This is a genomic window from Mesoflavibacter sp. CH_XMU1422-2, from assembly GCF_037029245.1.
GTDB classification, from domain to species: domain Bacteria; phylum Bacteroidota; class Bacteroidia; order Flavobacteriales; family Flavobacteriaceae; genus Mesoflavibacter; species Mesoflavibacter zeaxanthinifaciens.
This window is the reverse complement of the sequence record NZ_JAYMEE010000038.1, coordinates 1-1,334: the sequence shown is the minus strand read 5'-3', so window position 1 is coordinate 1,334 and position 1,334 is coordinate 1. Positions and strand designations below refer to the sequence as shown.

The 1,334-nt window shown below is 30.3% G+C and carries 2 protein-coding genes; both read right to left on the bottom strand.

Annotated elements, in window-relative coordinates; genetic code table 11:
* Positions 1–85: 85 nt before the first annotated feature.
* Positions 86–634 carry a hypothetical protein gene (locus WA340_RS05660; RefSeq protein WP_336127794.1) on the bottom strand — a complete coding sequence of 183 codons (549 nt, stop codon included), beginning with the start codon at positions 632–634 and terminating at the stop codon, positions 86–88.
* 148 nt (positions 635–782) lie between these two features.
* The gene (locus tag WA340_RS05655) at positions 783–1,235 is read right to left on the bottom strand and encodes a hypothetical protein (RefSeq protein WP_336127793.1); all 453 of its coding nucleotides are present in this window, start codon (positions 1,233–1,235) and stop codon (positions 783–785) included.
* Positions 1,236–1,334 lie beyond the last annotated feature (99 nt).

Sequence of the window (1,334 nt, the reverse complement as noted above, 5' to 3'; positions counted from 1 at the left end):
ATGGTGAACATAGAAGTACTCTAGCAATAAATAATTAATATTTTACTTGTTTATTGCCTCAGTTCTTTGTTGTAAAACGTTTTTATTACTCATATTCTTTTTCATAATCAAAGTTTGCTAAAGTTCCTGGCGGTGGAGGAATATTATCATGTGGAGGAATATTATCATATTCAGTTGGTGTCAAAGTATAAACTTCAATTTCATCAATACCATTCTTCGAAAGCAAAGGTTTTAGTGAATTAAATAAAAAATCATTAAATTTTTTATCATAAATTCCTTTGTCAAGTTTTGATGAATAACTGTATTTCTGTCCGGTAATTTTTTTTATTTTCAAAGTGTCTTGGTTAAGAGCAAAAAAAATAATTTTTTCTTCTGTTCTATTTAGAAACTCATTCGTTATTGAGTCTTTAATTTTACTTATTGATTTTAAAAGTGAATTGTTAGATTCAAATTCAGAATCCGAGTAGGTGAGTTTTTTGAATTTCGAGTGAGAGTTTGAAAAAGTGAGATTTGTATTCATTTCTTTAATTATCTCATTTCTTTGATAATTCCGATGCCCTTTATAACCCAAATATGATAATCCGATTATCACAATTAGTAATACAAGATATTTTATGTTACTTCTGTTTCTCAAAATGTTTTACAACGGTTTCGTATAACCGTCAGTTACGGGTTAAAGTACGCAAATTTTTCGGTTTAGCACTGACGTTAGCAATTCCGAGTGGATTCGGACGTAGTCGAATCCGCCGTAATTGCGGTTATACATTGTTGTAAACAGTTTTTTATTTTTTTGGGTCATAAGAAATTTGACTAGGTATTTCAATTTTCTTACCGTTTAAGTCAACCACTACTGAATAATTCACAATAGTTTTTTCGTTCGCTTTAGGGATAAATTCTATGTCAAAGCTTGGTTCGGTAAGATTCTCTTTTAAAATCTCTTTTTCGTCATTTTCTTTAATTCGGTATACCTTATAATTAGGATATGGGCGAATTGTATGCATTAATACATTTAATTTATTCGGTACGCCAAGAGTTACCTCTTTTTGTTCAGGTATTGCGATAAGTTGCGTATTGTAAATTCTGTTTTCCAGCATTTTGTTCAACGAGTCTGACAATGTTCTGTTCATTTTTTCGATTTCAGTTATTCGTTCATTTAATTCCAATTCTTTGCTTTGCTCATCCATACACGAATTAAGGAAAAGAACAGCTAAAAGGACAATCAGTAATATTCTCATACGGGATAATTGTTTACAACGTTAGCGTATAAATTTCAGTTGCGGAAAATCGGTACGATTTTCCGATTAAGACTGAAAGATAGAAAATTGCAATGAATT